Source organism: Faecalibacterium sp. Marseille-Q4137 (assembly GCF_017377535.1).
Classification (GTDB): Bacteria; Bacillota; Clostridia; order Oscillospirales; family Ruminococcaceae; genus Faecalibacterium; species Faecalibacterium duncaniae.
On the sequence record NZ_JAFREK010000007.1, the window covers coordinates 1 to 23,301 of the forward strand.

A 23,301-nucleotide genomic window follows, 5' to 3' on the forward strand; every position below is an offset into this window, starting at 1 on the left:
CATAATCGCTTTCAGAGCCGCAACCCGTGGACTGCCCCTCTGAAAGAGGGCGCAACTATACACCGGTCAAGCCGGTGCGTTGCGTCCTGCCGGAAGCCCCTTGCAGGGAGCAGATGATTTCCGCAGATTTTCAATCTGTTCCAATCATCACAGGGGAAGCTACACTTCCCCTGCGCTGGCTGCCGCCAGCTACCCCTTTGTGGACTTGCTGACCGGAAACACCTTGCGCTGCAAGCTGTTCCCGGCCAACAAGTTTATCCAAAGCCAATCACAATTACATTTTCAAGATTATTTTCAAACCGTCTCATTGCATGGAATAGTCTGCTCCACTATAATTACGATAGGAGGTGTTGAGAGATGGCGAATGAGGATAAAAAAGATTTTAATGCCATGTTGCACGATAGCAAGGATATGCCTAAATTTCAGACCATTACCGACCAGAAAAGCATTGAGAAATATGGCGGAAGCAGAATGTACTTTGCCCCACCAATCGACTATGATAAGGTGATGAAACTAATTCCTTATGGCAAAGTAATCACTGTCGGAAAAATCCGTGAATATTTTGCCGAACTGAATGGAGCGGATTTCACAGAGCCTATCACAGCAGGAATTTTTGTATCTATTGCAGCATGGGCGAGTTACCAGCGTTCCGAAGATGAAACCCCGTATTGGCGAACCTTAAAGGCAAACGGAGAATTGAACGCAAAATATCCCGGCGGTATAGAAGCACAAAAGGAAAGGCTGGAAGCAGAAGGCCACACAATTATCCAGAAAGGACGTACTAATATAAAGTATTTCGTAAAGGACTATGAAAGCGTTCTTTTTGATTTGAGATAGGAATTTTGAGTTGCAAAATATCCCATCATCGGGCCACCCTGACCCGAACTTTCAAAACTGAATACCAGCCGCCCATCGGCGGCACCACCGAGCAGGAAATCATGGAACGGTTTCCTGCTTTTTCTTTGCCCGGACGCCGGGAGAAAGGAGGTCACAATCCGTCATGCCACCATGCCCGCACTTTGACCTGAAAATCGTCCAGCGCAGCAAGCGCCAGTCTGCTGTCGCTGCCGCCGCCTACCAGAGCGGGGAACGGCTGTTTTCCGAATACGACCAGAAGCAGAAATACTATTCCCATAAAAGCGAAGTCGTCCACACCGAAATCATGCTGCCGCCCCATGCCCCGCCGGAGTACGCAGACCGCAATACCTTGTGGAACGCCGCCGAAGCCATCGAGAAACAATGGAACTCCCAGCTTGCCCGGAGACTGGTGCTTGCCATACCGAGGGATATTCCCCCGGCGCAGCAAGCCGACCTTATCCGGGACTACTGCCGGGAGTTTTTCGTTTCCAAAGGCATGATTGCCGACTTTGCCATCCATGACAAGGGGGACGGAAATCCCCACGCCCATATCCTCTTTACCATGCGGGGGATGGACGAACAGGGCAGGTGGCTCCCCAAGAGCCGGAAGGTCTACGACCTTGACGAGAACGGCGAGCGTATCCGGCTCCCGTCCGGGAACTGGAAAAGCCACAAAGAGGACACCGTGGACTGGAACGACCAGAAGTACGGGGAGATATGGCGGCAGGGCTGGGCTGATACGGCGAACCGTTATCTGGAAGCCATCGGCAGCCCGGAGCGCCTTGACCTTCGCTCCTATGCCCGACAGGGGATTGATAAAATCCCCACCGTCCACATGGGGCCAGCGGTCAGCTATCTGGAACGGAAAGGCATACAGACCAACATCGGCAACCTGAACCGGGACATCAAAGCCGCCAATTCCCTCATGCAGTCTATCCGGCAGATGGTACGCAGCTTAAAGGGCTGGCTGTCCAGCCTGAAAGAGAAAAAGGCGGCGCTGCTGGAAGCACTGGAACAGGCCAAGGAGCCGACCATCCCCGAACTGCTTTCCCGGTATCTGGATATGCGGAGCGAGGAACGCACCGGCTGGACTTCCAAGGGGAAGCTGAAAGGCACTGTTGGCGATTTCAACAAGGTCATGGAAGCCCTTGATTTCCTGCGGCAGAAAGAGATCTCCACCGTGGAGAGCCTTGACGCCTATCTGGATAAGGTCAGCGGGGAGATACTTTCCGCCAAGACCGACATCCGAAAATCGGAACGCCGGATAAAGGCCATCGACACCACCCTTTCCCATATCGCCAACCACGGAGCCTACAAGGAAGTTTACAAGAAATACGCTTCCATCGGCTGGAAAACACGGAAGGAGAAGTTTGCCGCCGAACACCGGGAGGAACTGGACGCCTACCTTGCCGCCAAGCGTTTCTTCAAAGGCCATCAGGAGGAACTGCCATACGATACGAAAGAGTTGAAGAAGGAACGGGAGCAGCTTTCCGGGGAACTGTCGGAAAAGAATGAGGGCTTGCAGGCGGTTCAGGAGGATATGAAGCTGCTGCGGGATGTGCGCTACTGGATAAACCATGTACTGCCGCCCGACCAGCGCCGGGTTGTGCCGGAGCCGGGAAAGAAGCCGTCCATCAACGAACAATTAAGCTGGAAGATTGAGGGCGTAAAACAGCGGGAAGAACAGAAACGCCAGCAGCCCCGCCGCCAGCAAAAACAGGATATGGAACTTTAACCAATCAGGCGCTTGCCTTTTCTTTGTGAGAATGGCAGGCGCTTTTCTTATTTCAGGAGGATTTGCCTATTGAACGTATTTGAAGCCGTGAAGCAGTCTGTTACCACCTGGCAGGCCGCCGAGCATTACGGTATCCGGGTAGGGAGAAATGGGATGTGCGTCTGCCCCTTCCATGACGATAAAAACCCCAGCATGAAGGTTGACCGGCGCTTCCATTGCTTCGGCTGTCAGGCAGACGGGGATGTGATTGACTTTGTTTCCCGTCTGGAAAATGTCAGCCCCAGGGAAGCCGCCCTCATGCTCGCGCAGGACTTCTCCATCCCCTATGAGGACAGGGAGCCACCCGGCAGGAGCCGCCGCCCCCAGCCCCGGCAGGAAAGCCCGGAGCAGCAATTCAAGCGCATGGAGCGGTATTGCTTCCGGGTACTGTCCGACTATCACAATCTGCTGCGCCGCTGGAAGCGGGACTATGCCCCCAAGACGCCGGAGGAAGAATGGCACCCGCTTTTCGTGGAAGCCTTGCAGAAACAATCCCATGTGGAATATCTGCTGGATGTGCTGCTGTTCTCCGACATGGAGGAACAGGCTACCCTGATTGCCAGCTACGGAAAGGAAGTGAGGAACCTTGAGCGGAGAATGGCAGACCTTGCCGCCAGAACTGCGGCAGGCCGTAGAACAGACCATACAAGAAGCCCCGCCACCCCGGAACGTTGAGGAAGTAAAGGCCATGCTGGAAAGCACCGAGAAAGGCGGCGTGCGGAACAGTATTCAAAACTGCCTGACCGTATTCCAGTATGACCCCGAACTTTCCGGGGCGGTTGCGAAAAATCTCCTGACCGAGCGCATTGACCTTCTAAAGCCCATTGGCAGGAAACGCAGAACCGGCAGCAAGGCCATGACCGACACGGACATGAAATATATCCGGCTGTATCTGGAAAAGACCTACGGCCTGACCAGCGAGAAAAAGATAGCGGACGCCGCCGATCTTGCGGCAGACGCCAACAGCTACCACCCCATCCGGGACTACCTAAGCGGCCTTGTATGGGACGGGAAAGAGCGTATCCGCTATTGCCTGCGGCACTTTCTGGGAGCCGACACGGACAACTACACCTTCCAATCGCTGCGGCTGTTCCTGCTGGGAGCCATCCACCGGGCGTTCTGCCCCGGCTGTAAATTTGAGGTCATGCTTTGTCTGGTGGGCGGTCAGGGAGCCGGGAAGTCCACCTTCTTCCGGTTGCTGGCCGTAAAAGACGAGTGGTTTTCCGATGATTTGCGGAAGCTGGACGATGATAACGTGTACCGCAAGCTGCAAGGCCACTGGATTATCGAAATGTCGGAGATGATTGCCACCGCCAACGCCAAGAGCATAGAGGAAATCAAGTCATTTTTAAGCCGCCAGAAGGAGGTCTATAAAATCCCCTACGAAACCCACCCGGAGGACAGGCTGCGGCAATGCGTGTTCGGCGGCACTTCCAATGCGCTGGACTTCCTGCCCCTTGACCGTTCCGGGAACCGGCGCTTCCTGCCGGTCATGGTCTACCCCGAACGGGCCGAGGTACACATTTTGGACGATGAAGCCGCTTCCAGAGCCTATATCGAACAGGTATGGGCGGAAGCCATGACAACCTACAAAAGCGGCGATTTTAAGCTGTCTTTTACCCCCGAAATGATACAGTACCTCAAAGAACACCAGCGGGATTTTATGCCGGAGGACACCAAGGCCGGGATGATACAGGCGTACCTTGACCGCTACACCGGCAGCGCCGTATGCTCCAAGCAGCTTTTCAGGGAAGCCCTGAACCGCCCCTTTGACGAGCCGAAACAATGGGAAATCCGGGAAGTCAACGACATCATGAACCACGGTATCACGGGATGGAAGTATTTCTCCAATCCCCGGATATTTGAAGGGTACGGCAGGCAGAAGGGCTGGGAACGGGAAGCCCCGGCAACGGGCGCTGACAACGGGCGTGAAAAAACGCCGGACGGATTTGTGGAAGTCACGGAGCAGATGGAGCTTCCCTTCTGAAAAATCCGGGGAAATCACAGCCGGTTGCCGACCCCGTTGCTATCCCGTTGCCGGGCCGGTTGCCGGGAAAAAGCCCGTAACTGCGGGCTTTTCTCCCCTCTGACAACCAAAGCAACAGAAAAATAAAAGAAAAAGTAATAAATAACCAAACCGCCAGACAGAGATTGTTTTCGAGGTTTTTTGAAGCCCGTTGCCGGACTTCGTTGCCGACCTTCTCCTGTCTGGCTTATTTCATTTATGGAGGTAACTGCCTATGGCAAAAAGCAAAACTGAAATCCATGTCACAACGGTATTTGACGGCGAACTGGACGCTACGGACGTTTTCGTGAGCCTGATTGCACAGAAATACAGCCAGAGAGAGGATAAAGAATATCTTGCGAAAAAGCAAGATTTAGGATATAATAAAGACAAGGTTCAGAGTGACCGTGTTCCGTCTGGATTGTGCGGGTAACGGTTATGATGAACGGATTTGAATATGCAGGCATGGACATGGTACTGGCAAGCAGCTTCCGGGCGGCTATCTATTGCAGGCTTTCCAAGGACGATGACCTTGACGGGGAGAGCGCCAGTATCGCAAACCAGCGGGCTATGCTGGAAACCTACTGCGAAAAGCAGGGATGGGAGGTTGTTGCAGTCTATCAGGATGATGGCTACACGGGGCTGAACATGGAGCGCCCCGACCTGAAACGGATGTTGAAAGCCATCGAGCGCAGGCAGATAAACCTTGTGGTCACGAAAGATTATTGTGCGATAATAGGACTAAATCAGAAAGACCTTGAAAACCAAGGCATTCTGGCTTAGTCCCTTCTTTTTTTGACCGAAAACAAAGGACTTTCACAATAATCAAGCAAGCCGGAGGGTGCTGCTGCACACTTCCGGCAGAAGGAGGATATAGTGGGTGCTATCAAAGTCTTCTTGAAGGAGGTTCTGCTTCCAATCGCGCTTGCGTTCTGCCTCGCGTCATTTCTCAAGCCGATCTATATGCCTGACGGCGTATGCGACTACTTTCTTATGTGGATCTGCGTTGGATTACCGTTCGGCATCCGGAGGATGTGCCTCTGGCTCGTTCCCAGCGGCTACGGCATCTCCGGCTCAGTCGGCATCTTCGCATTGAACTTAATCATAGGCGGTCTTATCGGAGGACTTGCCTTCTTCATCGGGCTGCTGCTCGGTGTCATTCATACCATCCGAGAAATAATCTGAACTACATCGTAAACGAAGAGGGTTTGTTTCTTCTCCAATTTGGAGTAAGAAGCAAACCCTCTTTTTTTGTTGCCCAAAAGCCGGAATATTTGCTGGCGATGCGGCGAAGGAAAGGAGTTTTTAAGTATGAAACGCATGACAGCCGGTGATCTGCAAGCACTGGAATTGCTGATGCAGACCACACCCGGCTTTGAGCATTTTGACAGCGGCGCGGATGGCATTCTCCCTGAGTGCCGAAGCTGCCGCTTTCACCGTCCTCACTGGAAATATCAATCCTGCGTGTTTGCAGAGTGTCCTTACTGCTGCAATCCCGTTTCAACCCTCAAAAATCAAAGTGGCACATCTGCTGCCGGAAAGGAAGTCAGTCATGGATAACAAAATCGAAGTCTTCAAGAATGAACAGTTCGGTGAGGTGCGAACGATCCTCGAAGGGGAAACACTCCTGTTCTGCGGTTCAGATATTGCGAAAGCACTTGGATATGCCCGACCCGGAAAGGCAATTATTGATCACTGCAAGGGTGTCCTAAAACGGGACACCCTTACAAGCGGTGGTATGCAGTCCCTTTCCTATATACCGGAGGGCGATGTTTACCGACTGATTGTTCACAGCAAACTCCCTGCTGCTGAGAAGTTTGAACACTGGCTGTTCGATGAAGTTGTCCCCACCATCCGCAAGACAGGCGGCTACATGACGGACTCCCTTCTGGAACGTATTCAGAAGGAACCGGCGGTCATTGTGGAGTTTGCTCAGGCGTTGATTCTGGAAAAGAATCGTGTGAAGGCTCTTGAGTGTGAGCTGAACACAGCGAAGCCTAAAGCTGATTACTACGACGCCTTCATCAATCCGGATGACTGCACCAATATCCGAACGACGGCGAAGGAACTGAAAATCCCGGAGCGCAAGTTCGTCCAGTTTCTTCTCAGGGAGAAGTACCTGTTCCGCTCTCCCTCCGGGCAGCTTCTTCCCTACAACAAGGACAGCAATGCCGGACTGTTCATCGTCCGCGATTTCGTGACGTACTGCTACACCGGTTCTCAGACCTACTTCACGCCGAAGGGCAAGGAGGTCATCCGAGTGAAGTTCCAGAAAAAGTGCGCCGAAGAGCTGCTTCCCAAGATGGCAAGGTGATTTCTGTGGCAGTCTATCGCGTAAACAAGAATCGCGGCTATACGGTCATGGCGAACTTTCACCTCCGCGACAAGAGCCTGTCACTCAAGGCAGTCGGGCTTCTCTCAAAGATGCTCTCATTCAATGACGGCTGGAAGTTCTCCACCAAGGGACTTTCCGCAATCTGCAAGGAAGGTCCGGATGCCATTCTCTCCGCGCTTCGTGAGCTTGAAAAACACGGCTACCTCGTCAGGCACCGGCAGAGAGACGGTAAAGGCAGGATGAGCAGTACAATCTTTGAGATATACGAAGAGCCGCAGGAGTCCACGCCAGAACAGGAAATGCCACACACGGAAAATCCATGTGTGGAGAAGCCAGATGTGGATAATCCACGCGGGGATAAGTCCGCACAAATAAATACTAATCAAGTAATTACCCAAGAAAGAAATACTCTCTCAAAGAACTATCAATCCATCAATCTTGATGGGATGGACAGGATGGATGAGCGAAGCGAGTATGAAGAGATTATCAAAGAGAATCTTGATTACGACATTCTCTGTCAGGATCCGAAGTTCGATAAAGACCGCTTCCGGGAGATCATGGACATCATGCTGGATGCTGTCTGCTCTACCGCTCCGACCATCCGTATCAACGGCGAGGATATGCCGCAGCAAGTGGTCAAGTCCCGCTTTCTCAAACTGAATAGCAGCCACATTGAGTACGTTCTGGAAGCAATGAACAAGAATCCGTCAGACATCCGCAATATCCGGGCGTACCTGTTGACCGCTCTGTATAACGCCTCTCTGACGATAGACAATTATTACTCTGCGCTTGTCAACCATGATTTCTACGGGCAGGACAGATCAGCAGAGTCAAAGAAGCCCAAGACCTACGATTATAGCCTTTGTGAAGATACTTTTTATTGAATACCATCGTGAGCATTGCTCGGAAAGGAGGACATTGCAAATGAAAATCATCTATCGCCGGATTGTGCCGCCTTAGCTGATGCAGCATTCCCACAATCATTCCAAGGAAAGGAGGTATCACTGCAATGCAGGATGAAGTCAACACCAAAGTTGTTGCAATCATGATCAAGGGCGGCAAAATCTCTGCCGAGGTACTGAAAAAGGCGCTGGACAAGTTCGTTCAGGAAATTGAGAAGGCACAGAAGCAGATGCAGCAGCCCAAAGCCTATCGCGGCAAGCAGTCCATCAAGCATCTGATGAGCCAGAACGCCGCCATCTCCAACATCGAAGTGACGGACGGCAACATCAAGTCCTTTGAGCGGACTGCCAGCAAATACGGTCTGGACTTTGCGCTCAAGAAGGACGTTTCCGTTGAGCCGCCCAGCTATCTTGTCTTCTTCAAGGGACGGGACGTTGATGTTATGACCGCCGCGTTCAAGGAGTTCTCCGCCAAAACCGTCAAGCAGAAGGAACAGCCGTCCATCCGGCACAAGCTGGATCAGGAGAAAGCTCAGAGCAAGGCGCAGCACAAGGAGAAGGTCAAGGTCAAAACCAAGGATCGGGGTGTGGAGCTGTGAACAAACCCGATGTGAAGAAGCTCGTTCTTCTGAACCTTCCGTATATCTTCGCCTTCTACTTTGCAGATAAGATCGCCGCCGTGTTCCGTCTCGCACCCGGCACAGAGTTCATCGACAAGCTGACAAACGGTTTTGCCGTGTTCGGCACAGCCTTCGCAAATCCGCTGCCCAGCTTTCAGCCCGTCGATCTGCTCATCGGTCTGATTGCCGGTGCGCTGCTCAAGTTGGCGGTCTACGTCAAAGGCAAGAATCGCAAGAAGTTACGGCAGGGCGAAGAATACGGATCTGCCCGCTGGGGAAACGAAAAGGACATCAAGCCGTACATGGACCCGGAGTTCTCCAACAACGTCATTCTGACGCAGACGGAGTTCCTGACCATGAACAGCCGCCCGAAGCAGCCGAAATACGCCCGCAACAAAAATATCCTTGTCATCGGCGGTTCCGGCTCAGGTAAGACACGCTTTTTCGTGAAGCCGAACCTGATGCAGATGCACAGTAGCTATGTTGTGACTGACCCGAAGGGTACGGTACTGGTGGAGTGCGGCAAGATGCTCGAAAAGGGCGGCTATGTCATCAAGTCGCTGAACACCATCAATTTCCGGAAATCCATGCACTACAACCCTTTTAGCTACATCCGCAGCGAGAAGGACATCCTCAAGCTGGTCAATACGATCATCGTCAACACGAAGGGAGACGGCGATAAGTCCGGCGAAGATTTTTGGGTAAAGGCGGAAAAGCTCTACTACACAGCTCTCATCGGCTACATCTGGTACGAGGCACCCGACCACGAGAAAAACTTTACTACCCTGCTCGAAATGATCAATGCCTCAGAAGCCAGAGAGGACGATGAGACCTTCAAGAACCCCGTGGATGTCATGTTCGATGAGCTGGAAGCCCGCGATCCTGACCACTTTGCGGTCAAGCAATACCGCAAATACAAGCTGGCGGCTGGCAAAACCGCGAAGTCGATCCTGATTTCCTGCGGTGCAAGGCTTGCGCCCTTCGACATCGCAGAGCTGCGGGAACTGATGAGCTACGATGAGATGGAGCTGGACACCATCGGAGACCGGAAGACGGCGCTGTTCGTCATCATTTCCGATACCGATGACACCTTCAATTTCGTCGTGGCAATCATGTATTCCCAGCTCTTCAACCTTTTGTGCGATAAAGCAGATGACGTTTACAACGGTCGGCTTCCCGTTCATGTGCGCTGTCTGCTCGATGAGTTTGCGAACATCGGTCAAATCCCGAAGTTTGATAAGCTCATCGCCACCATCCGAAGCCGGGAAATCTCGGCGTCAATCATCTTGCAGTCCCAGTCTCAGCTCAAGACCATCTACAAGGACGCGGCGGACACCATCACGGGCAACTGCGACTGCACACTTTTTCTTGGTGGCAAGGAGAAATCGACCCTCAAGGAAATCAGCGAGGTGCTGGGCAAGGAGACAATCGACCTTTACAACACCTCAGAAACCCGTTCCAGCAACAACTCCTACGGCTTGAATTACCAGAAAACCGGCAAGGAACTGATGTCTCAGGATGAGATCGCCGTCATGGACGGAGCCAAGTGTATTTTGCAGCTTCGAGGCGTGAGACCTTTTCTCAGTAACAAATACGACATTACGAAGCATCCAAAGTACCGGCAGCTCTCCGACTACGACAAGCGGAACGCCTTTGACATCGAGGAGTATCGGCAGCACAAGCTGGTAGTCAAGCCCGATGACACATTCGACCTCTATGATATGGGCGAGGTCGAAGCGGATTAAAGCCCCGTCGCTGCACTGCGCAGTGGGTAAAGCCTGATGGCTCCCAAAGCAGAACAGCGACGGGGCTTCTTTTTTTATGCCCATTTTCAAAAATACACAACCAATCTTTTTCAAATCAAGGAGGAAAATCTATGGCTTTCATCAATCAGGCTGTCACGGTTCTTCAGACGCTCGTTATCGCCCTCGGTGCCGGTCTCGCGGTGTGGGGTGTTATCAACCTCATGGAAGGCTACGGCAACGACAATCCGGCGGCTAAATCTCAGGGCATTAAGCAGCTCATGGCTGGCGGCGGCGTGGTGCTGATCGGCACGACCCTCATCCCTCTGCTCTCCGGTCTGTTCGGTTAATCCGGCAGCCGCGCAGAAGTAACCATCGGGGCGGGTGCTGGAAAAGGCACTCGCCCCTCACAATTCACCAACGATTTAAGGAGGAAATTCAGTATGGCATTTATCAATCAGGCAGTTACGGTTCTCCAGACGCTTGTTATCGCCCTCGGTGCGGGTCTCGCAGTGTGGGGTGTTATTAACCTCATGGAAGGCTACGGAAACGATAATCCTGCGGCTAAATCTCAGGGTATCAAGCAGCTCATGGCTGGCGGCGGTGTGGTGCTGATCGGCACGACCCTCATCCCCCTGCTCTCCGGTTTGTTCGGCTAATCCACGGCAAGCCCAGCTTAACCGAAGGGTGGTGAAATATTGGGCAGCATTTTAGAAAAGATCGAACAGGCTCTCAAGGATATGCTGATCGGATGGATCGAGAGCAACCTGACCAATATGTTCACCGATGTCAACGAGAAGGTGGGAACGATTGCCGCCGAGGTCGGGCAAACACCGTCCGGCTGGAACGGCGGCGTGTACCAGATGATCCGGGGACTATCCGAAAACGTGATAGTCCCCATCGCTGGTATTATCATCACCTTTGTTTTGTGCTATGAGCTGATTTCCATGATCACCGAGAAAAACAACCTTCACGACATGGACACTTGGATGTTCTTCAAGTGGTTTTTCAAGGCGGCTGTGGCGATCTATCTCGTGACACACACGTTTGACATCGTGATGGCAGTATTCGACATCGGGCAGAACGTGGTTTCCGGTGCAGCCGGTGTCATTCACGGCAACACCAGTATTGATATTGATTCGACGATTGCGCAGATGCGTACCGGCATGGAGAACATGGGCGTCGGAGAACTGCTCGGACTGTCGATAGAAACTCTTCTGATCAGCTTGTGCCTCAAAATCATGGCGATCCTCATTACGGTCATTCTCTACGGGCGCATGATTGAGATTTACTGCACCGTGAGCATTGCGCCTATTCCCATCGCGACCATGAGCAACCGCGAATGGGGCAGCATCGGCACGAACTATCTGAAAGGCTTGTTCGCTCTGGCATTTCAGGGCTTTCTCATCATGGTCTGCGTCGGCATCTATGCAGTGCTGATCAACGGCATGATCATCGCAGACAACATTCATTCGGCTCTGTTCTCTGTGGCAGCGTACACGGTCATTTTGTGCTTCTCCCTGTTCAAGACCGGAAGCCTCGCAAAATCCATTTTCCATGCGCACTAAGGAGGTCGGCAGCATGAAGAAGTACAGCATCATCTACGCCGATCCCCCTTGGGCGTATCGGACTTACTCCAAGAAGGGACAGGGACGGTCGGCAGAAAGCCACTACCCAACAATGTGCATTGAGGACATCAAGGCACTTCCGGTCGGTGAGCTTGCTGCGAAGGACTGCGCGCTGTTCCTCTGGATCACGTTCCCGTGCCTCTGTGAAGCACTCGAAGTGCTGACGGCATGGGGCTTTTCTTATAAGACCGTGGCTTTTGTATGGGTGAAGCAAAACCGCAGGAACGACGATCTCTTCACCGGCATGGGGTATTGGACAAGGGCGAACGCCGAAATCTGCATCCTTGCCACAAAGGGGCACCCGAAGCGAGTTGACGCCGGTGTGCGTCAGGTCATCCTCAGCCACATCGAAGAGCATTCCAAAAAGCCGGATGAAGCGCGGGAACGCATTGTTCGGCTCATGGGAGACCTTCCCCGCGTAGAGCTTTTTGCCCGTCAGTCTCCCGAAGGCTGGGACGTTTGGGGCAACGAGGTCGAATGCACGGCACATCTTCCAATGGAGGAAACACCATGCTGCGGCTAAGACCTATCTCTCTTCGAGACGCCAACGAGTATGTCCGGAAGCATCACCGGCATCACAAGCCGGTTGCCGGTCACAAGTTTTCCATCGGCTGTGAAGCAGACGGTGAGCTGGTCGGTGTAATCATCGCCGGGCGTCCCGTCAGCCGGTATCTGGATGACGGCTTCACATTGGAGGTTACAAGGCTATGCACCAACGGGGCGAAGAACGCTTGCAGCTTTCTCTACGGCGCGGCGGCAAGAGCTGCTGCGGCTATGGGCTATAAGCGCATCATCACCTACACGCTGGAAAGCGAAAACGGTGCAAGCCTTCGGGCTTCCGGCTGGATCTGTCAAGGCAAAGCGGGTGGGCTTCGCTGGACGGGCAAGCGTCAGCCGAAGGAGGATCAATATCCCGCACAAATGAAGCTGCGCTACGAAAGGCAGCTTAGAAAGGAGGAAACAGTCAATGGCATTTGTTCCGGTCCCGAAGGATCTTAACCGCGTCAAAACGAAGGTCATGTTCAACCTGACCAAGCGGCAGCTCATTTGTTTTTCCGTCGCTGCGGCAGTCGGCGTCCCGATCTTCTTTCTGGCGAAGGCACATCTCGACTTGTCTACGGCGGCAATGCTGATGGTGGTCATCATGCTCCCGTTCATCTTCTTCGCGCTTTACGAGAAGGACGGTCAGCCCGCCGAAAAGTATCTGTACCACATCGTACAGTCCATGTTTATCCGGGACAAGGTGCGTCCCTATCGCACAAACAATCTCTACGCTGAAATTCAGCAGAAAATCAAAGAACAGGAGGAATTGCAGCTTGAACAACAGCACAGCAAAGGCAAAGCCTAAGATGACGGTCAAAAACGGCGTCATTTACGGCGATGCCCTTTCCGCTCAGGAAAAGAAGCGGATTGTCATGCAGAAGAAAAAGGATAGGAAGGCAAAGAAAGTCCGCAAGTCCGCCCAGCAGACCATTCCCTATGTGGAAATGTGCCGCGACGGTATCTGCAAGGTGAACAGCCGCCTCTACACGAAGTCCATCGCCTTTGAGGACATCAACTACCAGCTTGCGCAGAACGAGGACAAAACTGCCATCTTCGAGAACTGGTGCGATTTCCTGAACTACTTTGACAGCTCGATCTTTGTCCAGCTCTCCTTCATCAATCAGAAGGCAAGTCTCAATGAGTTTCGCAAGCGCATCAACATTCCGGCACAGGAGGACGCCTTCAACGACATCCGCTCCGAGTATTCCGGTATGCTGCAAAGTCAGCTCACCAAGGGCAACAACGGACTGGTCAAGAAGAAGTACATCACCTTCGGCATTGAGGCGGACTCCCTCCGCACGGCAAAGCCGAAGCTCGAACGCATTGAAACCGACATTCTCAATAACTTCAAAACCCTCGGTGTGAGAACCGAGCCGCTGTCCGGCTACGAGCGGCTGAAAGTGCTTCATGACGTATTCAACATGGACACCAATGAGCCGTTCCGCTTTTCCTTTGACATGGTTGCCCGGACAGGACTCAGCACGAAGGATTTCATCGCGCCCACTTCCTTTGACTTCCGTGAAGGCAAGTGCTTCAAGATGGGCAGAACCATCGGTGCGGTGAGCTTTCTCCAAATCCTCGCGCCGGAACTCAATGACCGTATGCTTGCCGACTTCCTTGAGATGGACAGCAACATCACGGTCAATTTTCATATCCGGACGATTGACCAGGCAAAGGCAATCAAGAGCATCAAGATGAAGATCACCGACCTCGACAAGATGAAGATCGAAGAGCAGAAAAAGGCGGTCCGCTCCGGCTACGATATGGACATCATCCCGTCCGATCTTGCCACCTTCGGCGGTGAGGCAAAGCGTCTGTTGCAGGATCTCCAGACCCGCAATGAGAGACTGTTCCTTGTGACCATCCTCATCATGAATACGGCAACCAACCGCCAGAAGCTCGAAAACGCGGTGTTCCAGACCGCCGCCATTGCTCAAAAGTATAACTGTGCGCTCAAGCGTCTTGACTTCCAGCAGGAGGAAGGGCTGATGTCCTCTTTGCCTATCGGCGTCAATCAGGTGGAAATCGAACGAGGACTGACCACTTCCAGCACAGCGGTTTTCGTGCCGTTCACCACGCAGGAGCTTTTTCAGGGCGGCGAAGCTCTCTACTACGGGCTGAATGCGCTGTCCAACAACATGATCATGGTGGACCGCAAGCAGCTCAAGAACCCCAACGGGCTGATCTTGGGTACGCCCGGTTCCGGTAAGTCCTTCTCCGCCAAGCGTGAAATGACGAACGCCTTCCTCATCACAGAGGATGACATCATCGTCTGCGACCCCGAAGCCGAGTATTTTCCCCTCGTGCAGAAGCTCGGCGGTCAGGTCATCCGCATCTCGCCGGTCAGCACGGATTACATCAATCCGCTGGACATCAACACGAACTACTCCGAAGAGGAAAACCCGCTGACGCTGAAATCCGACTTCATCCTCTCTATGTGTGAGCTGATTGTCGGCGGCAAGGACGGCTTGCAGCCGGTTGAGAAGACCATCATTGACCGCAGTGTCCGCATGGTCTATCAGGAGTTTCTTGCAGACCCCAAGCCGGAGAAAATGCCGATCCTCGAAGACCTCTACAACATTCTGAGAAATCAGAAGGAGCCGGAGGCACAGCGCATTGCAACTGCCCTTGAAATCTATGTTCACGGCTCTCTGAACGTCTTCAATCACAGAACGAATGTGGATGTCAACAACCGCTTTGTCTGCTATGACATCCGCGAACTTGGCAAGCAGCTCAAAAAACTCGGTATGCTGATCGTGCAGGATCAGGTGTGGAACAGAGTTACCATCAACCGCGCCCAGCACAAGGCAACGCGCTACTACATGGACGAGTTCCACCTTTTGCTGAAAGAGGAACAGACCGCCGCGTACAGCGTGGAAATCTGGAAGCGTTTCAGAAAATGGGGCGGCATCCCGACCGGAATCACGCAGAACGTCAAGGATCTTCTTGCCTCCCGCGAGGTGGAGAACATTTTTGAAAACTCGGATTTTGTCTACCTTCTGAATCAGGCGTCCGGCGACCGGCAGATTCTCTCGAAGGCGCTGAACATCTCGCCCAGCCAGCAGAACTACATCACCAATTCCAATGCCGGTGAGGGGCTGATCTTCTACGGCTCGACCATCGTTCCCTTCAAGGACGATTTCCCGAAGGACACCCAGCTCTACCGTATCATGACCACCCGTTTAGAAGAAACCGTACAGAACTAAGGAGGATTTTTGAATATGAACAACAAGATGATTACCATTCCCTACGCGGACGCTATCGAATACGGAGAGAACACCTCCGCGCTGTTTAAGGCTCTGTGGGAGCTGACCGATCTGATCCGACTGGAAAGCGACCTCAAGAAGCATCACCGCGCCTATCTCCATGTGAGGGAGGACATCGACGAAAAGGTCAAGGAAGCGCGTCAGATTATGACCAAAGTAGCCGTGGATATGATCGGCTTTTACTTCAATGTTGATGTTTCTGAGTGCAGCAACAACGATGAGAATACCCCCTTCGCTGACGCGGCGGATGATGAAACCGTTTCTATCCCCAAGGGCGAGTATGAGCTGATGATCGACGATCTGCTCACAATGTCCGAAATCATTCAGAGCGTCGCAGATATGCGCACGCAGGATGTGAAGGCAATCCGCGAGTTCGGCAAGTTCGTCCCCGCCTTTGCCGCCTTTGAGAAGAACCGCCTGAGCCTCTACCGCGACGCGGCGAAGGAAGCAGAGGAAATCTTCGACCGTTGGGCGGACGAGATTGACGATCTCGACGAGGACTTCATGGAAGACGAGGACTACGAGCCGGACGAGTATTACTCCGATTGATGCCCATTGAAATGTTATCGGGTTTTACAGCCAACATTTCAACGGAAACGCAAATCCAACAGAACAGGAGGTACACCACCATACAACTTGACATCATTCATACCGGCGATTGCCTTAAAATCCTGAAAACTCTGCCCGATGACACCGTTCATTGCTGTGTGACGTCCCCTCCGTATTACGCGCTCCGCGATTACGGCATGGAGGCTCAGATCGGCAGAGAGACAACGCCGAAGGAATATATCTCGCGCCTGACGGAAGTGTTTACCGAAGTCAGGCGCGTTTTGCGTCCGGATGGAACGCTCTGGCTGAACATCTCGGACACCTACGCTGGAAAGGGCAATCAGGGAGATTTCATTGACCCGAAGAACCCCTACGGCAGAAACGGTCAGGCTGTGGCTCTCAACAACAAGGTTGAGGGCTGCAAGCCGAAGGATATGATCGGCATTCCGTGGATGCTGGCTTTTGCCCTCCGCGATACCGGCTGGTATCTGCGCAACGACATCATCTGGATGAAGGATAACCCCATGCCGGAGAGCGTGAAAGACCGCTGCGCCCGCTGTTATGAGCATATTTTCCTGTTCTCAAAGTCCAAGAAGTATTTCTTTGACTACAAGGCAATCTCCGAGCCGATTGCCTCTGCAACGGCAGAACGTCTCAAGCGCGGCATGAGGGGCGGCAACAAGTACGGAAAGCCCGTTCCCGGTCAGCCTCAGCCGCAGTCCATCAACCGCCCCCGCGAGCATGGTGAGATCAAGGACAGTGACATCAATCCGCTCCGCAACAAGCGCGATGTCTGGAAGATCAACACCGTCCCCTTCAAAGGCGGTCACTATGCCGCCTACCCTCCAAAGCTGGTTGAAACCTGTCTTCTCGCCGGTTGTCCAGAAGGCGGCATTGTGCTTGACCCCTTTATGGGAAGCGGCACAACCGGCATGGTTGCCGCGCAGATGGGGCGGCATTTTGTAGGCGTAGAGCTGAACCCGGAATACACCGAGCTTGCCTACAAGCGGATTGGAGGTGAAATCTGATGTCCAAGGAACCGGAACTCAAAGCCCGTGACAAGGTGGTCGTGCGGATGACGCGGGAAGGCGCGGTTGAGGAAAACCTGACGGCTGGCACCGAGCAGCGTGTGTCAAAGAGGCTGGAAGATGCGGAGCTGGTGAAGCCCGGTGAGACAGTCGAGCCTTCCGAAGCTCTTTCTGCGGAGGAACAGAAAAAGGTGCAGATGCGCCGTCAGCAGCGTCAGTTTCAGGCGGAACACGCCGAGGATAACGACACACAGCCGCCCTCGGAAACGTCTGTCACAGAAGAGAAAAGGACAGAAACTCTACCCCAGAATGTACCCGAACCGCTGCCTTCGGAAACGCCGTTCAAGCCTCCTGTTTTGGAGCAGCACGGTGTTTCTTCTCATACCGGCACGGTGATTGCCGAAACGGTTGTCACGCACAAGCTACGCAAGACCTCTGCGGTTGAAGCCGTTGACGCGGATGCCGTTCTCTCCCAAGCGGCAGAGACTTCCTCCGCAAAGCCGGTCTCGGACGATGCCGTCCCGCCCACGAAGCGGATTCAGAAGCTCGAAAGGAAGTCCGAAAAGGCGCATGAGCGTCTGGACGCTGCCCGCCAGAAGCTGCCCACGCACAAGGTTCTCAAGAAAGAGCGTGTCTTTGATGAGGAAACCGGCAAGGGCAAAACCCGCCTTCATTTTGAGGATGAGCTGAAAAAGCCGAAGGGCAAGGGCAAGCTGCAATTCGAGGCAGACAAAACCGTCCGCAAGGTCGGTGACACTCTCGCCTCCGGCATTCACGGCAAAATCCATGAGGTCGAGCAGGAAAACTCGGCGGTCGAGGGGGCGCACAAAACAGAGATTGTCGCAGAGACCGCCGCAAGGCATTTCAGTCATCACAGAGAAAAAAGCGTCAACAAGCCCTATGAGAAGGTTTCTAAGCTGGAACACAAGGCGGATGCTGCTGATGCGAAGCTCCAATATGAGAGAAATCAGCAGGAGCATCCTGAGATGAAGAAGCAGAACATGAACAAGCACTATCAGAAGCAGAACATCAAGAAGGAATATGCCGCCGCTCGAAATGCCGGTTCTCAGACTGCCGGGACTGCCACAAAGAATACCGGCAAGAAGCTCGGTGAAAAGGTGTCCGACAAGATCAAGGAGTTCTTTGAGAAGAACAAGAAGGTCTTCATCTGGATCGGCGTCGGAATTGCCCTTCTCGTGTTGCTCGGTGCTGGTATCAGCTCGTGTTCGATGCTCACCTCTACCGGCTCGTCGGTTATCGCTTCCTCTTATCTCAGCGAGGATGACGCGATGCTGGGTGCGGAGGCGCAGTATTGCCGGATGGAGCAGGAGCTGCAACGCTATCTCGACACCTACGAAAGCACTCACAGCTACGACGAGTATCACTTCGATCTGGACGATATTGAGCATGACCCCTATGTGCTGATCTCCATTCTCTCGGCTCTCCATGAGGGCGAGTTCACGCTGGATGAGGTGCAGGGTACGCTCCAAATGCTGTTTGAAAAGCAGTATATCCTCACCGAAGAGGTCTTTGTTGAAACCAGATACCGCACGGAGACCGACACATGGACGGACGCAGACGGCAACACGCACACGGAAACCTATCGCGTCCCGTATGACTACTACATCTGCAACGTGAAGCTCGAAAACTTCAATCTCTCCCACGTCCCGGTCTACATCATGTCTCAGGAACAGCTCTCCATGTACGCAACGTATATGTCGGTGCTGGGCAACCGCGAGGATCTGTTCGGTGACTCTCCCTATGTGGACAAGTACATCACCAATCCTCCCGCCGACTACGATGTCAACCCGGAATACCTGAACGACGAGAAGTTTGCAGCGCTGATTACCGAGGCGGAAAAGTATCTCGGCTATCCGTATGTGTGGGGCGGCTCCAATCCCGACACGTCCTTCGACTGCTCCGGCTTCGTCAGCTACGTTCTCACAAACAGCGGACTTGTGAATACCGGGCGGTTGGGCGCACAGGGGCTTTACAACATCAGTACGCCGGTTTCAAAGGCAAATGCACAGCCCGGTGATCTTATCTTTTTCGTCGGGACGTATGACACCCCCGGTGTGTCCCACGTCGGAATCTACGTCGGTGATGGCGTCATGATTCACTGTGGCGATCCCATTCAGTACACATCCATCAACTCTTCCTATTGGCAGCAGCATTTCTACGCCTTCGGAAGACCCGCCTATTAAAAGAAAGGAGTTTTGCATGAATCCCAAGTATCAGAAAGTCCTCTCCGACATTGAGAAGGCTGAAAAGAAGAAGTCCGAAATTGAAGGACAGCTCAAGGAGCTGTACGACAAGAAGACGGAGCTGGAAAACCTTGAAATCATCAATACCGTGCGCTCTATGGTGATGGACAAGGATCAGATCATGGTGTTCCTGTCTTCCATGAAGAGCGGCACCAAGCCCGCTGAAAATACGGAGGTAATCGACAATGCGTAAGAAGTTTCGTTTTCTGACCATCCTTGCGGTCTGCGTCATGGTTCTGTCCTGCTTCTCTGTCACGGCGTTTGCCTACGCCGATGATACCGAGCAGAACCTTCCCGTTACGGAGGCAACTCAGCCCGAACAGCAGCCCGCAGTCACTCCCGCGCCGGAAAAGCCGAAGGGTGAGCCGATTGACGATGAGGGTAACGCCTACACCCGCGACTTGCTCTATGACAAGGCAACCAACAAGCAGTTCATCACTGTCCAGACGAAGAACGGCAACACCTTCTTCATTGTCATCGACTACGATGCGCCCATCAACGAGGATGAGGAACAGTATCAGACGTACTTCCTCAACATGGTCGATGAGAGCGATCTGCTTGCACTGCTGGATGAAGATACTGCGGCTGCGCTGACCACCTGTAACTGCAAAGAGAAATGCGCTGCCGGTCAGGTCAACACCGACTGCCCGGTCTGCAAGACCAACATGAGCGAATGCGCCGGCACAGCCCCCGTTACACCTGAGCCGGACAAGGATGCAGAAACCGACGTTCCTGCTCCCAAGCCCGAAAAGAAATCCAATGTCGGTATGGTTCTTATCGTCTTCGTCCTTGTTGGAGCTGCGGGCGCGGCGTATTACTACATCAAGTTCGTCAAGGGCAGAAAGCCCAAGGACGAGGATCTGGACTTCTTCGACGATGAAGGCTACGAGGAAGAGCCGTACATCAACGAGGATGAAGAGCCGCAAATTGTGGTAGACGAGGAAACGGACGGTGATGAGGATTGATCTTAGTCATTGCTGAAAAGCCCAGCGTTGCCCAGTCCATCGCAAAGGTTCTGGGCGCAACGTCCCGAAAGGACGGCTATATGGAGGGCGGCAATTACATCGTTTCGTGGTGCTTCGGTCATCTGGTGGAGCTGGCAGACGCCAGCTCCTACGATGAGCGGTATGCCAAGTGGCGGTATGACGATCTGCCCATTGTTCCGGAAAGCTGGATGTTTGAGGTCACGAAGGACAAAGCACAGCAGTTCAAGGTGCTGTCCGCTCTCATGAAGGACAAGCGCGTCGCCGAGCTGGTCTGCGCAACCGATGCAGGACGCGAGGGTGAGCTGATCTTCCGGCTGGTCTACAACAAAGCCGGATGCACCAAGCCCTTCAAGCGTCTGTGGATCAGCTCATTGGAGGACTCCGCCATCCGCGAAGGCTTCAACCATCTCCGGGACGGCAAGGAATATGACCGCCTCTATGAAGCGGCACTCAGCCGCTCGAAGGCGGACTGGATTGTCGGCATCAACGGCACCCGCCTGTTCACCACGCTTTATCACAAGAAACTGGTGGTCGGGCGCGTCCAGACGCCGACCCTTGCAATGCTGGTGGAGCGCGACGGGAAAATCTCCACGTTCCAAAAGGAGAAGTATTTCAACGTCCATGTCGGCAAGGGCGATCTGACCGCCGATCTGGAAAAGGTCAAAACCGAAGAGGAAGCAAAGAAGATTGCGGCGGCTTGCGAGAAAAAGCAAGCCGTCGTTTCTTCTCTCAAGCAGGAAACGAAGACCGTCAATCCTCCGAAGCTCTATGATCTGACCACCTTGCAGCGCGAGGCAAACCGATACTACGGTTTTACCGCCCAGCAGACGCTCGATCTCGTTCAGACGCTCTATGAAAAGAAGCTCCTGACCTATCCGCGCACGGACAGTCAGTTTATCACGGACGATATGGAAGACACCGCCCGTCAGGTCATTTCTATTGTCTGCCGCCAGCTTCCACTTTTCTCCGGCGTTTCGGTCACTCCGGACATTGCCCGCGTAACCGACAACAGCAAGGTCACAGATCACCATGCCATTCTCCCGACCGTCCAGCTTGAAAAGCAGGATGTTTCGGCGCTTCCTCAGTCGGAGCAGAAAATCCTCAATCTTATCGGGATGCGCCTTCTGTGTGCGACCGGCGAGAAGCACACCTACGCAGAAACGCAGATCTCGCTCTCCTGCGAGGGCTACGAGTTCAAAGCCAAGGGCAAGACCGTCGTTCAAAACGGATGGAAAGCCATTGAAGAGCTGTTTAAGGCATCTCTCAAGACGAAGGAAAAGGACGATCCCATGAAGTCCCTGCCCGAAGTCCATGAGGGCGATGTTCTGGATAATGTGTCCGCCAGCGTTACGGAACACTTCACGACGCCTCCGAAGCAGTACACGGAAGACACGCTCCTGTCTGCAATGGAGACTGCCGGAAACGATCAGTTCGACGATGACACCGAGAAGAAAGGACTCGGCACACCTGCAACCCGCGCCGGTATCATTGAAAAGCTGGTGAAATCCGGCTTTGCAGAGCGCAAAGGCAAATCCCTCATTCCCACGAAGGACGGCTGCAACCTTGTCTGTGTTCTGCCGGAACAGATCACATCTCCCGCAATGACGGCGGAATGGGAAAACACGCTCATGGAGATTGAACGCGGCAAGGCAGATGCGGACGCCTTCCTCAGCGGCATTGTCCGGATGACCGGGGATCTCGTGAAAGCCTATCCCTTCCTCTCCGATGCCGAAGCCCAGCGTTTCGGCACGGGTAAGGAGGAAATCGGCAAATGTCCCCGCTGCGGCTCTCCGGTCTACGTCGGCAAGGGCAATTTCTACTGCTCGAACAAGGAATGCTCCTTCTGCCTGTGGGAAGACAACAAGTTCTTTTCCAGCAAGAAAAAGAAGCTGACCAAGAAGATTGCAAAGGAGCTGCTGGACAAGGGCTGGTGCCGCGTGACCGGGCTTTACACGCCGAAGAAGCCTCAGCTCTACGATGCGGTGATCCGGCTGGATGACAGCGGCGGCAAATACGTCAGCTTCAAGATGGAGTTTGATCGATGACCCGCCCAAAGTATGTTGCTTCATGCAGCGGAGGCAAAGACAGCGTAGCGACGCTCCTGCTGGCTGCACAGCACAATGAGCCGCTTGACGAGGCGGTTTTCAGTGAGGTCATGTTCGACAAAGACACAAGCGGCGAAGTCCCGGAACACCGGGACTTCATTTATGACCGGCTCAAGCCCTTCTGCGAAAAGGAGCTGGGCATCAAGTTTACCATTCTCCACGCGGACAAGACCTACGATGAGGTGTTCCATCATGTCATCACCCGCGGACCGCACAAGGGCGAGGTTCGCGGCTTTGCATGGGCTGGTATGTGTGCAGTCAATCGTGACTGCAAAATCCCGCCAGTCCGCAAGTACAATGCCGCACTCTCACCGGACACTGTGAGCTATGTCGGCATCGCGGAGGATGAACCAAAACGACTTGCGCGTCTGGACGGTGTGAAGAATGTCAGTCTGCTTGCCAAGCATGGCATGACTGAGGTTGACGCCTACAAGCTCTGTCAGGAACACGGGCTGCTCTCTCCAATCTACGCTCACTGCCGGAGGAACGGCTGCTGGTTCTGTCCCAACGCCAGTGACTCGGAGCTGCTGCACATGGTCACAAATTATCCGGAGATGTTTGACCGGCTGATTGAATGGGAGAAGGAAGACAACATATTCCATCGTCGAATGACACGCAGAGAAACCCCGTCTGAGGTAAAGGCTCGTTTACTGAGCAAATCCCAGACGGGGTTTTCTTCGCCCAAAAGCAAATAAG

At 53.4% G+C, this 23,301-nt stretch carries 25 protein-coding genes and 1 pseudogene; all 26 read left to right on the top strand.

Features of this window, described 5'->3' with window-relative positions; all coding sequences use genetic code 11:
- Nucleotides 1–357 precede the first annotated feature (357 nt).
- Nucleotides 358–837, top strand: coding sequence for an MGMT family protein (locus J3353_RS04405; protein ID WP_015527890.1), 480 nt, complete (start codon nucleotides 358–360; stop codon nucleotides 835–837).
- Between the two features lie 163 nt (nucleotides 838–1,000).
- Entirely contained in the window at nucleotides 1,001–2,593 is a 1,593-nt protein-coding gene (gene mobQ, locus J3353_RS04410; protein ID WP_207684274.1) for a MobQ family relaxase, read from the top strand.
- A 69-nt stretch (nucleotides 2,594–2,662) separates the two neighbouring features.
- Complete coding sequence (locus J3353_RS04415) at nucleotides 2,663–3,307, top strand: CHC2 zinc finger domain-containing protein (RefSeq protein ID WP_207684275.1); 645 nt, start codon at nucleotides 2,663–2,665, stop codon at nucleotides 3,305–3,307.
- Between the two features lie 13 nt (nucleotides 3,308–3,320).
- On the top strand, nucleotides 3,321–4,619 hold the full coding sequence (locus J3353_RS04420; protein ID WP_117506334.1) for a virulence-associated E family protein: 1,299 nt from the start codon (nucleotides 3,321–3,323) through the stop codon (nucleotides 4,617–4,619).
- A gap of 253 nt (nucleotides 4,620–4,872) precedes the next feature.
- The gene (locus J3353_RS04425) at nucleotides 4,873–5,070 is read left to right on the top strand and encodes a hypothetical protein (protein WP_117506335.1); all 198 of its coding nucleotides are present in this window, start codon (nucleotides 4,873–4,875) and stop codon (nucleotides 5,068–5,070) included.
- Between the two features lie 5 nt (nucleotides 5,071–5,075).
- Nucleotides 5,076–5,360, top strand: a pseudogene (locus J3353_RS04430) (recombinase family protein); the annotation flags it as partial.
- 153 nt (nucleotides 5,361–5,513) lie between these two features.
- Nucleotides 5,514–5,822, top strand: a complete 309-nt coding sequence (locus J3353_RS04435) for a DUF6050 family protein (protein ID WP_005934801.1) — start codon at nucleotides 5,514–5,516, stop codon at nucleotides 5,820–5,822.
- Nucleotides 5,823–5,948: 126 nt separating this feature from the next.
- Nucleotides 5,949–6,197, top strand: coding sequence for a hypothetical protein (locus J3353_RS16290; protein ID WP_058966949.1), 249 nt, complete (start codon nucleotides 5,949–5,951; stop codon nucleotides 6,195–6,197).
- On the top strand, nucleotides 6,190–6,951 hold the full coding sequence (locus J3353_RS04440; RefSeq protein ID WP_058966951.1) for a phage antirepressor KilAC domain-containing protein: 762 nt from the start codon (nucleotides 6,190–6,192) through the stop codon (nucleotides 6,949–6,951). Before J3353_RS16290 ends, J3353_RS04440 begins: the two co-directional genes overlap by 8 nt.
- Complete coding sequence (locus tag J3353_RS04445; RefSeq protein WP_058967232.1) at nucleotides 6,948–7,856, top strand: DUF6017 domain-containing protein; 909 nt, start codon at nucleotides 6,948–6,950, stop codon at nucleotides 7,854–7,856. Before J3353_RS04440 ends, J3353_RS04445 begins: the two co-directional genes overlap by 4 nt.
- Before the next feature lie 125 nt (nucleotides 7,857–7,981).
- Nucleotides 7,982–8,473 carry a PcfB family protein gene (locus J3353_RS04450; protein WP_136891811.1) on the top strand — a complete coding sequence of 164 codons (492 nt, stop codon included), beginning with the start codon at nucleotides 7,982–7,984 and terminating at the stop codon, nucleotides 8,471–8,473.
- A complete protein-coding gene (locus J3353_RS04455) occupies nucleotides 8,470–10,239 on the top strand; it encodes a VirD4-like conjugal transfer protein, CD1115 family (protein WP_136891575.1) in 1,770 nt (589 codons plus the stop codon). Before J3353_RS04450 ends, J3353_RS04455 begins: the two co-directional genes overlap by 4 nt.
- A gap of 131 nt (nucleotides 10,240–10,370) precedes the next feature.
- Nucleotides 10,371–10,586: a Maff2 family mobile element protein gene (locus tag J3353_RS04460; protein WP_130869802.1), complete on the top strand. Its 216-nt coding sequence runs from the start codon at nucleotides 10,371–10,373 to the stop codon at nucleotides 10,584–10,586.
- 93 nt (nucleotides 10,587–10,679) lie between these two features.
- Nucleotides 10,680–10,895 carry a Maff2 family mobile element protein gene (locus J3353_RS04465; RefSeq protein WP_130869802.1) on the top strand — a complete coding sequence of 72 codons (216 nt, stop codon included), beginning with the start codon at nucleotides 10,680–10,682 and terminating at the stop codon, nucleotides 10,893–10,895.
- A 39-nt stretch (nucleotides 10,896–10,934) separates the two neighbouring features.
- Complete coding sequence (locus tag J3353_RS04470; protein WP_007046101.1) at nucleotides 10,935–11,804, top strand: VirB6/TrbL-like conjugal transfer protein, CD1112 family; 870 nt, start codon at nucleotides 10,935–10,937, stop codon at nucleotides 11,802–11,804.
- 13 nt (nucleotides 11,805–11,817) lie between these two features.
- Complete coding sequence (locus tag J3353_RS04475) at nucleotides 11,818–12,387, top strand: MT-A70 family methyltransferase (protein ID WP_007593032.1); 570 nt, start codon at nucleotides 11,818–11,820, stop codon at nucleotides 12,385–12,387.
- Nucleotides 12,375–12,863, top strand: a complete 489-nt coding sequence (locus J3353_RS04480) for an XF1762 family protein (RefSeq protein ID WP_136891576.1) — start codon at nucleotides 12,375–12,377, stop codon at nucleotides 12,861–12,863. Before J3353_RS04475 ends, J3353_RS04480 begins: the two co-directional genes overlap by 13 nt.
- Nucleotides 12,832–13,212, top strand: coding sequence for a PrgI family protein (locus J3353_RS04485; RefSeq protein ID WP_117452847.1), 381 nt, complete (start codon nucleotides 12,832–12,834; stop codon nucleotides 13,210–13,212). The genes J3353_RS04480 and J3353_RS04485 overlap by 32 nt, the downstream gene beginning before the upstream one ends.
- Nucleotide 13,213: 1 nt before the next feature.
- On the top strand, nucleotides 13,214–15,613 hold the full coding sequence (locus J3353_RS04490) for a VirB4-like conjugal transfer ATPase, CD1110 family (RefSeq protein WP_136891812.1): 2,400 nt from the start codon (nucleotides 13,214–13,216) through the stop codon (nucleotides 15,611–15,613).
- Between the two features lie 15 nt (nucleotides 15,614–15,628).
- Nucleotides 15,629–16,222, top strand: coding sequence for a nitrogen fixation protein (locus tag J3353_RS04495; RefSeq protein ID WP_071430977.1), 594 nt, complete (start codon nucleotides 15,629–15,631; stop codon nucleotides 16,220–16,222).
- A 197-nt stretch (nucleotides 16,223–16,419) separates the two neighbouring features.
- Nucleotides 16,420–17,250, top strand: a complete 831-nt coding sequence (locus tag J3353_RS04500; protein ID WP_242700859.1) for a site-specific DNA-methyltransferase — start codon at nucleotides 16,420–16,422, stop codon at nucleotides 17,248–17,250.
- Nucleotides 17,250–19,454, top strand: coding sequence for a C40 family peptidase (locus J3353_RS04505; RefSeq protein WP_136891577.1), 2,205 nt, complete (start codon nucleotides 17,250–17,252; stop codon nucleotides 19,452–19,454). Before J3353_RS04500 ends, J3353_RS04505 begins: the two co-directional genes overlap by 1 nt.
- Nucleotides 19,455–19,470: 16 nt before the next feature.
- Nucleotides 19,471–19,707 (top strand): DUF4315 family protein, encoded by a 237-nt coding sequence (locus J3353_RS04510; RefSeq protein ID WP_136891578.1) that lies wholly within the window; start codon nucleotides 19,471–19,473, stop codon nucleotides 19,705–19,707.
- Nucleotides 19,700–20,479 (top strand): DUF4366 domain-containing protein, encoded by a 780-nt coding sequence (locus J3353_RS04515; RefSeq protein WP_136891579.1) that lies wholly within the window; start codon nucleotides 19,700–19,702, stop codon nucleotides 20,477–20,479. Before J3353_RS04510 ends, J3353_RS04515 begins: the two co-directional genes overlap by 8 nt.
- Nucleotides 20,476–22,545 (top strand): DNA topoisomerase 3, encoded by a 2,070-nt coding sequence (locus tag J3353_RS04520; protein ID WP_136891580.1) that lies wholly within the window; start codon nucleotides 20,476–20,478, stop codon nucleotides 22,543–22,545. Before J3353_RS04515 ends, J3353_RS04520 begins: the two co-directional genes overlap by 4 nt.
- The gene (locus J3353_RS04525; RefSeq protein WP_136891581.1) at nucleotides 22,542–23,300 is read left to right on the top strand and encodes a phosphoadenosine phosphosulfate reductase; all 759 of its coding nucleotides are present in this window, start codon (nucleotides 22,542–22,544) and stop codon (nucleotides 23,298–23,300) included. Before J3353_RS04520 ends, J3353_RS04525 begins: the two co-directional genes overlap by 4 nt.
- Nucleotide 23,301: the final 1 nt, after the last annotated feature.

What these genes read in the sequence shown, in the direction of transcription:
- J3353_RS16290 (WP_058966949.1), top strand. Translation starts at nt 5,949, where the DNA reads ATGAAACGCATGACAGCCGGTGATCTGCAAGCACTGGAATTGCTGATG.
- J3353_RS04505 (WP_136891577.1), top strand. Translation starts at nt 17,250, where the DNA reads ATGTCCAAGGAACCGGAACTCAAAGCCCGTGACAAGGTGGTCGTGCGG.
- J3353_RS04490 (WP_136891812.1), top strand. Translation starts at nt 13,214, where the DNA reads ATGACGGTCAAAAACGGCGTCATTTACGGCGATGCCCTTTCCGCTCAG.
- J3353_RS04515 (WP_136891579.1), top strand. Translation starts at nt 19,700, where the DNA reads ATGCGTAAGAAGTTTCGTTTTCTGACCATCCTTGCGGTCTGCGTCATG.
- J3353_RS04485 (WP_117452847.1), top strand. Translation starts at nt 12,832, where the DNA reads ATGGCATTTGTTCCGGTCCCGAAGGATCTTAACCGCGTCAAAACGAAG.
- J3353_RS04450 (WP_136891811.1), top strand. Translation starts at nt 7,982, where the DNA reads ATGCAGGATGAAGTCAACACCAAAGTTGTTGCAATCATGATCAAGGGC.
- J3353_RS04465 (WP_130869802.1), top strand. Translation starts at nt 10,680, where the DNA reads ATGGCATTTATCAATCAGGCAGTTACGGTTCTCCAGACGCTTGTTATC.
- J3353_RS04480 (WP_136891576.1), top strand. Translation starts at nt 12,375, where the DNA reads ATGCTGCGGCTAAGACCTATCTCTCTTCGAGACGCCAACGAGTATGTC.
- mobQ (WP_207684274.1), top strand. Translation starts at nt 1,001, where the DNA reads ATGCCACCATGCCCGCACTTTGACCTGAAAATCGTCCAGCGCAGCAAG.
- J3353_RS04475 (WP_007593032.1), top strand. Translation starts at nt 11,818, where the DNA reads ATGAAGAAGTACAGCATCATCTACGCCGATCCCCCTTGGGCGTATCGG.
- J3353_RS04460 (WP_130869802.1), top strand. Translation starts at nt 10,371, where the DNA reads ATGGCTTTCATCAATCAGGCTGTCACGGTTCTTCAGACGCTCGTTATC.
- J3353_RS04440 (WP_058966951.1), top strand. Translation starts at nt 6,190, where the DNA reads ATGGATAACAAAATCGAAGTCTTCAAGAATGAACAGTTCGGTGAGGTG.
- J3353_RS04425 (WP_117506335.1), top strand. Translation starts at nt 4,873, where the DNA reads ATGGCAAAAAGCAAAACTGAAATCCATGTCACAACGGTATTTGACGGC.
- J3353_RS04405 (WP_015527890.1), top strand. Translation starts at nt 358, where the DNA reads ATGGCGAATGAGGATAAAAAAGATTTTAATGCCATGTTGCACGATAGC.
- J3353_RS04420 (WP_117506334.1), top strand. Translation starts at nt 3,321, where the DNA reads ATGCTGGAAAGCACCGAGAAAGGCGGCGTGCGGAACAGTATTCAAAAC.
- J3353_RS04525 (WP_136891581.1), top strand. Translation starts at nt 22,542, where the DNA reads ATGACCCGCCCAAAGTATGTTGCTTCATGCAGCGGAGGCAAAGACAGC.
- J3353_RS04495 (WP_071430977.1), top strand. Translation starts at nt 15,629, where the DNA reads ATGAACAACAAGATGATTACCATTCCCTACGCGGACGCTATCGAATAC.
- J3353_RS04500 (WP_242700859.1), top strand. Translation starts at nt 16,420, where the DNA reads ATGGAGGCTCAGATCGGCAGAGAGACAACGCCGAAGGAATATATCTCG.
- J3353_RS04510 (WP_136891578.1), top strand. Translation starts at nt 19,471, where the DNA reads ATGAATCCCAAGTATCAGAAAGTCCTCTCCGACATTGAGAAGGCTGAA.